At 61.0% G+C, this 7,241-nt stretch carries 6 protein-coding genes; 3 read left to right on the plus strand and 3 right to left on the minus strand.

From position 1 onward, the window contains the following. Window positions 1-61: 61 nt before the first annotated feature. Together pdeM and CLV41_RS06920 are read right to left on the minus strand one after the other, a co-directional pair. Window positions 62-799 (minus strand): ligase-associated DNA damage response endonuclease PdeM, encoded by a 738-nt coding sequence (pdeM, locus tag CLV41_RS06915; RefSeq protein WP_103221424.1) that lies wholly within the window; start codon window positions 797-799, stop codon window positions 62-64. Next, entirely contained in the window at window positions 796-3,300 is a 2,505-nt protein-coding gene (locus CLV41_RS06920; protein WP_103221425.1) for a ligase-associated DNA damage response DEXH box helicase, read from the minus strand. Before CLV41_RS06920 ends, pdeM begins: the two co-directional genes overlap by 4 nt. A 163-nt stretch (window positions 3,301-3,463) precedes the next feature. Between CLV41_RS06920 and CLV41_RS06925 the strand changes: the two genes are divergently transcribed. Continuing rightward, window positions 3,464-4,492 carry a ligase-associated DNA damage response exonuclease gene (locus CLV41_RS06925; protein WP_103221426.1) on the plus strand — a complete coding sequence of 343 codons (1,029 nt, stop codon included), beginning with the start codon at window positions 3,464-3,466 and terminating at the stop codon, window positions 4,490-4,492. Between the two features lie 148 nt (window positions 4,493-4,640). Continuing rightward, the gene (locus tag CLV41_RS06930; protein ID WP_103221427.1) at window positions 4,641-5,084 is read left to right on the plus strand and encodes a YybH family protein; all 444 of its coding nucleotides are present in this window, start codon (window positions 4,641-4,643) and stop codon (window positions 5,082-5,084) included. Window positions 5,085-5,231: 147 nt separating this feature from the next. Here CLV41_RS06930 and CLV41_RS06935 read toward each other — a convergent pair whose 3' ends face one another. Then, window positions 5,232-5,882 (minus strand): TetR/AcrR family transcriptional regulator, encoded by a 651-nt coding sequence (locus tag CLV41_RS06935; protein ID WP_208987308.1) that lies wholly within the window; start codon window positions 5,880-5,882, stop codon window positions 5,232-5,234. A 290-nt stretch (window positions 5,883-6,172) separates the two neighbouring features. On the opposite strand from CLV41_RS06935, the gene CLV41_RS06940 reads away from it, so the two are divergent. After that, on the plus strand, window positions 6,173-7,009 hold the full coding sequence (locus tag CLV41_RS06940; protein ID WP_103221429.1) for a MipA/OmpV family protein: 837 nt from the start codon (window positions 6,173-6,175) through the stop codon (window positions 7,007-7,009). Window positions 7,010-7,241: the final 232 nt, after the last annotated feature.

Here is a 7,241-nt window from a genome sequence, read left to right on the forward strand (position 1 = left end):
CGCTCCTCGCGGAACAGGATCCAGTCGCGGTCAAATAGGTTCCTATTTATTGAGGTTGGTATCAATCCCCGACCAGACGGCTGGCCGTGAACGGGAACAGGCGGTCGTTGCCGAGCAGGAAGACGGAGAACTGACGGCGGCGGAAGATCATGCTGTAGGCTTCGTCGGTCACGTTGAGGCCGCCGGTGAGGGCGCCGAAGGCGGGCAGGACAAGACGGGTGCCGTCGGTCGCGAAGCATGAACGGCGGATGGACCGGCCGAAACGGCGCACGCGGGCCGCCGGATGCAGGTGGCCGCAGATTTCGCCCTGCGTCTCCTGAGAGCCGATCTTCTCGACCGGTTCGTGGCGGAAGGTGAGCGGACCGAAGGACACCTCGTCGACGGTTTCGCCGCAAAGCCGCACGGGCGCGACCGGATCGTGATTGCCGGTAACCCAGATCCATTCCCGGCCGAGTTGCAGGGTGCTCAGCATGGCGCGGTAGGGAGCCGGCAGGCGGTCGGAGCCTTTGGCGTCGTGAAAGCTGTCGCCGAGACAGATGACCCGCGCCGGATCGAAGGCGTCCATCACGCCGGCGAGCTTTTCCAGCGTCGCCCCGGTGTCGTAAGGCGGCAGCAGCACGCCGCGCCTTGCATAGCTGGACGCCTTTTCCAGATGCATGTCAGCGACGACAAGGGTGTTTTCGTCCGGCCACCACAGCACGCCGCTGTCGTGCAGACCGACAAGCTGGCCGTTGATCGGAATGTCATGACACACCGGCGCAGCCGTGTAGTTGCGCAAATGTGACGTGAGTGCACTCATTCCAACGCCTCCAGAACCAGTTCTTGCGCCGCCTCTTCCAATATCGTGTCCATGGCTTCCCCGTAGACAGGTTCTTTTCCTATCTCCAGGAGAATTGGCACGGCGAGGGGAGAGACGTGCGGGAGACCAGTATGCGTGATTCGTCCTTTGATCCGGGCAAGAAGTTCCCCCAGACGCGAGATATCCAGAAGTCCTTCTGCGGCGTCGTTCCAGGTGGCCTTGAGGAGGATGTGGTCCGGTTCGTGGGCGCGTAACACATCGTAGATCAGGTCGGAGGACACGGTGACCTGCCGGCCCGTCTTCTCCTGCCCCGGATGACGGCGCTCGATTAGCCCGGCAATTACGGCGCAATTACGGAAGGTGCGCTTCATGAGACTGGACTCCGCCAGCCAGGCGTCCAGGTCGTCGCCGAGTATGTCCTGTTCGAACAGGTCATCCAGTGGAAGGCGGCCGGACGAAAACAGCAGCGACAGGTCGCGAAGGCCCCAGACGGCGAGCGCATAGTCATTGGCGACGAAGCCCATAGGCTGCGCGCCCAGCCTTTCCAGCCGCTTCGTCAACAGCATGCCGAGCGTCTGATGGGCGAGCCTGCCCTCGAACGGATAACAGACCATGTAATGCTTTTCGGCGCGCGGAAACGTCTCCACCAGCAGTCCGTCTTTGCGGGGCAGAACCGACTTCTCTCTCTGCATTTCCAGCCAGTCGCGCACCTGGTCGGGGAGTTCTTTCCAGCTTTCGGGATCCGCGAGCATGGCCCGCACACTTGCCGCCAGATAGGTGGAGAGCGGGAACTTGCCGCCCATATAGGAGGGGATCATCGGGTTGTCGGTTTTCGCCCGCGAGACATAGGCCTCGCTTTCCCGGATCGCCTCGAAGCGCAGCACTTCTCCGCCGAAAAGGAACGTGTCGCCCGGGGCCAGCTGCTCGATGAAATATTCCTCGATCTCGCCCAGCATCCGCCCGCCGCGGCCGACCGGAGCCCGCCGTCCGTCGGCCTTGGACTTGACCAGCCGCACCTTCAGCATGGGGGCTTCGACGATGGTGCCGACATTCAGCCTGTACTGCTGGGCGATCTTCGGATGCGCGATACGCCACAGCCCGTCCTTGCCCTTCCGCAGTTTGGCGTATTGCTCGTAGGTCTTGAGCGCGTAGCCGCCCGTGGCGACGAAATCGAGCACCTTCTCGAAGGTCTCCCAGTCGAGGTAACGATAGGTTTGCGAAGAGCGGATCTCCTCATAGGTGGCAAGCGCGTCCAGCGGATTGGCGCAGGCGAGCCCCAGGAGATGCTGGGCGAGCACGTCAAGCGCTCCGTTGCGCAGGGGCGGCGTATCCTGTTCGCCGCGTCTGGAAGCCGAAAGAGCCGCCTGGCATTCCAGCACCTCGAACCGGTTGGCCGGCACCAGGACGGCCCTGGACGGTTCGTCCATGCGGTGATTGGCGCGGCCGATCCGCTGCGCCAGCCGGCTTGCCCCCTTCGGAGCGCCGATATTGATGACCAGGTCGATGTCGCCCCAGTCGATCCCCATGTCGAGAGAGGACGTGGCAACGACTGCCCTCAAGCTGCCGGCGGCCATCGCGGCTTCCACCCTGCGCCTCTGACCGACATCGAGCGAGCCGTGATGCAGCGCGATCGGCAGCGTCTCGTCGTTGATGCGCCACAGTTCCTGAAAGACCATCTCCGCCTGGCTGCGGGTGTTCACGAACAGCAGCGAAACATTGTGCGTCTTGATCAGGCCGTAGATGTCTCGAATGGCATAGCGCGAGGAATGGCCGGACCAGGGGAGGCGTTCCTCGGAGTCCAGGATGGAGATATCCGGCTGGGCTCCGCCCGATACCTGGACCAGATGGGCAAGCGCCCGTGCCTCCGTGTCCGGCTGGTCCACCAGATAGGCACGCAGGTCATCGGGTTCCGCGACCGTCGCCGACAGCCCTATGGTTCTGAGCCCGGGCGCCAGGCGTCTGAGCCGCGCCAGTCCGAGGGCCAGAAGATCGCCACGCTTGGAGGTGACCAGCGCATGCAGCTCATCCAGAATGACGGTCCTCAGCGAGGCGAACAGCCGCGCCGAAGCCGGATCGGACAAAAGCAGCGCGATCTGCTCCGGTGTCGTCAGGAGAATATCCGGCGGATTGAGTTTCTGCCGCTGGCGCTTGTGGGAGGGCGTGTCTCCGGTCCGGGTTTCCACCTTGACCGCAAGGTCCATTTCCGTGACCGGCGCTTCCAGGTTGCGGGCGATGTCGACGGCGAGCGCCTTCAACGGCGAAATATAGAGCGTATGAATGCCGTTGCCCGCCACGCCGGGCTTGCGCTTGCCGCGTTTTTCCAGCTCGACCAGGCTCGGCAGGAATCCGGCAAGCGTCTTGCCGGCGCCCGTTGGGGCGATCAACAGGGTGGAATGGCCCTGTGAAAGATGGTCGATCAGCTGTAGCTGATGCGCTCTCGGGGTCCAGCCCCTCGAGGCGAACCAGTTCTGGAAACGGTCGGGAAGGTGCGCTGCGTCCATCGGCCCTTTTTAGGACAGGACCTGTGAAAAGGCGAGGGGAGGGATCTGGAAATGTTCACTTTGTGTTCCTTGGGCCCGTTCCCGTGATCACGCGCGGTCTTGTCAGAGCCGCGGTTGTGGACAAGGCATGGTAAAGCGACGAAACAGACCTATCTAGCGAACGATGTCCGATTTGCTCACCCTCATGCCGGAAGGCCTTTATTGTCCGCAAGCCGGCGCCTATGTCGATCCGGTCCGGCCGGTGGAAAAGGCGATCGTCACCCACGGTCACGCCGATCATGCCCGTGCGGGCCACGGCGCCGTTCTGGCGACCCGGCAGACGCTGGACATCATGGCGATCCGCTATGGGACGGATTTCTGCGGTACCTCCCAGGAAATCGCCTATGGCGCACAGATCAAGGTCGGCGATGTGGACGTTTCCCTGCACCCGGCAGGCCATGTGCTCGGCTCCGCGCAGGTTCTGCTGAGCGCACCGGCAGGGCGCACCGTGGTCTCCGGCGATTACAAACGCCATGCGGATCCGACCTGCGCGCCCTTCGAACTGGTCCCTTGCGACACCTTTGTCACCGAAGCGACGTTCGGACTGCCCGTGTTCCGTCATCCGCCGGCGCACCGGGAAATCGCCAAGCTTTTGTCTTCGCTGGATCTCTTTGCGGAGCAGACACATCTGGTCGGGGCCTATGCACTTGGCAAGGCGCAGCGGATCATCGGCGAACTTCGCGCGGCCGGCTATGAGAAGACGATTTATCTTCACGGCGCCCTGGAAAAGCTCACCGGCTATTATCACAGCCAGGGCATCGCGCTCGGGTCTGTAGAGCCGGTCGGCCAACGCGGCAAGGAGCTGCGGGGGGAAATCGTTCTCTGCCCGCCGGGCCAGCTCAGCGACCGCTGGGCGCGGCGCTTCGGCGATCCGGTTACAGCGATGGCGTCCGGCTGGATGCGGGTGCGTGCCCGCGCCCGTCAGCGCGGCGCCGAACTACCCCTGATCGTCTCCGATCATGCGGACTGGGACGACCTGTGCCGCACCATTCTGGAAACCGGGGCCGAACGGATCTGGGTCACCCATGGCGCGGAAGAAGCTCTTGTGCATTGGTGTGAAATGAATGGACGAAACGCCCGTCCCCTCAATATGATCGGCTACGATGACGGCGAGGATCCCGATGCGGCGCGGGATCGGGCCGAATTGATGTGACTTGGCAAGAGAGCTAAAAAATCGAACGGTCTTAATGCGTTGGAGTCTGTTTTTCGCATGTGCGCGAGCGCGCTATGCTCTGACACTGATGTAGTGAGCCGGACTTTGGCGGAACGGGCGCGGCCCCTGTTCCTTTCGGGAGGCAGTCATGGCGGATGACGGTGGTATTGCGGGCACTGGCAACGGGCAAAAGAACGACGCGGGTGCCAATGCGAACGGCGACGCGGAGGAGGCGATTGCCCAGCTCTTCGACGATTATCAGGCGGGGTTCAACGACTACGACATCGACCGGATCTGCGACTGTTTCGCCTTGCCGGCAATCATCTGGCAGCATGAGAAGGGTCATGTTTTCAACGATGAGGAAGAGCTGATCGAAAACATCGAGGCCCTGTTGAAGGCGCTGGAAAAGGAAAAGGTGACCCAGTCCGATTTCCATGTCGCTTCCAGCCATGTCAGCGGTTCCGCCGCCCTTGTGACGCTCGACTGGGTACAGGAATCCGCCGACGGCGAAGCGGTTTTCGAATTCACCTGCCACTATCAGCTCATTCAGGATGGGGTGGACTGGGTGATTGCCGGTGTCGTCAACGATTGAACATCCTTGAATGGAGCAGAGTGATTTTTGCGAATTGTGCCTGTTTGCGTTTCCGCGGCCTGGAGTGCGCCGGCATGGCTCTTCAGGCTTTCCTCGCTCTTCTTTGCCGGATTGATGCCTGAAAGCATAGTCTCGGGAGTCCGCGCCCTAATCCGAACTCATCTCCATGCCGGGGCTTTCCAGGGACCTTAAACATCCCAGAACGCTGTCGGTGAGATGGCTCACGATCTCCTCTCGGTCGCACTCCGCCTGGCCGGCGTAAAGGAACGCGTGAATCACCGAGCGGCACATGTTCATGATGACAAACACAGCCGGCTTCAGCCGGGCGTTGTCGGACACAAGCTGTCTTTCCTTCAGAAAATCGGTGATTAGCAACACCATGTCTTCCTCGAAACGGGTCCGGTCAATCAGCTTGGTGCTGAACGGTATCCATTCTTCGAACGCGGCGTGCAGTTTGGGGTGCTTCGAGTGGCTGTCCAGACTGGCGTGAACGACAACTTTGATGGCCTCGCGAAAGGATAGATGCCGGGAATCGGCTATGGCCAATTTCAGGGAACGCAACAGCTCCTCGCGATGCGTCTTCTGCACCTCGAATATGAGGGAATCCTTGTTTGGAAAGTATTGATAGAGCGAGCCGATGCTGATTCCCGCGCGCTCCGCGATCTGATTGGTCGTGGCCAATTCGTAGCCGGATTCGGCGAAGATCTGCCCGGCAGCCTCGACAATGGTCTCCACCATCAAGCGTGAACGAAGCTGCTTCGGCTGCCGCCTCTGTCCCGGCTTAAGATGTATTTGCACGCATAACCCCTTTTTCCATCGGCATTCATACAGATCAGAGATTGGTCAAAAATGTGACCGGAACGCGAGCGGCCGGTAGTTCTCGAATTTGATGTGTGTCGCAGGATCGAAATAATTATAATTAGAACAAATAGTTAGGGTTTTAATTTGCAGGCGACCCCGGCTATTTCGCAGGTGCGAAAAGCGAGTTTCTGAAAAAACCGCGCTCAATCATAGTCTCCCTGTCGTCCGGCGCGCCTGCCAGCAGGGAGCAGCTTTCCGGTGAAGCGGCATTTGATTGATCGGAGGTTATGAATTTGCGCAATCACAGGGAGCTTATCCTGATCGCGGGTTTCAAGCTGGCATTGATAAGCTGTGCAGCCGGACCCGCCTTGGCCACGGATTTGAACGATGCCGATACCGAGCGGTCAAAGGGAATTCATGGAATGGTTCTGCTGGGAGGCGGTGTTGCACCGGATTTTGAAGGCTCGACGGAATACGCCGCCGTTCCGTTCGCCTTCGCCACCTTGAGGGCTTATGGCGTTGAACTGCAGATCCTGGGTCCGGAAGTGGCGTTGAACCTGCGGCCGGACGCCGTTTTTCAGTTGGGACCGGTGGCCGGGTACAATCTTGGCCGGGACGGTGTTTCCAACAATGTGGTGGACCGGCTGGATGCCATCGACGGGGCATTTGAAGTCGGTGGTTTCGCCAAGCTCCAGTTCAAGGGTCTGCTGGCCCAATCGGACATGCTGGAACTGTCGGCGAAGCTGATGGCGGATATCAGCGGTGGCACCGATGGCGCGAGAGGGACAGTCGGGGCGTCCTACATGGTCGCCGTTTCAGAGCGCGTCCAGATCGGGGTGGATGTCTCCACCGCTTTTGCCACCGACAGCTACATGGATACCTATTTTGGTGTGACAAGCGCCGGCGCGGCACGCTCGGGCCTTCCCGCCTATACGGCCTCCGGCGGGATAAAAGACGTCAGCATTGGTATGATGGCGAACTACAACGTCACCGAGCGCTGGGGCGTGATGGGCCGGATGCAATATTCCAGGCTGCTCGCCGACGCCGCCGACAGCCCCATCGTGACGCGGGAAGGGTCGGCCGACCAGTTCATGGCGGGGGTGGGGATCTCCTACTCCTTCTAGGTGAGCAGGCTTTCCAGGGGAGTTGGCTGACCTGATTGTGCGGGATTATCCGGCAGACAACGGTACGGGCCAAGGTAAAAGGCCGGCGGGGTTTCCCGCCGGCCTCAGACTGCTGACAAACCCCTGGCGTTAGCCGGGGGTTTTTGATTCACTGGTTTCATGTTGAAGAAACCCGGCCCGGATCAGACAGCTCTCGAGATGGTGACGCTCGATCAGCTTGTCCCCACCGATC

The sequence above is a fragment of the Roseibium marinum genome (genome assembly GCF_002906165.1).
Taxonomy (GTDB): domain Bacteria; phylum Pseudomonadota; class Alphaproteobacteria; order Rhizobiales; family Stappiaceae; genus Roseibium; species Roseibium marinum.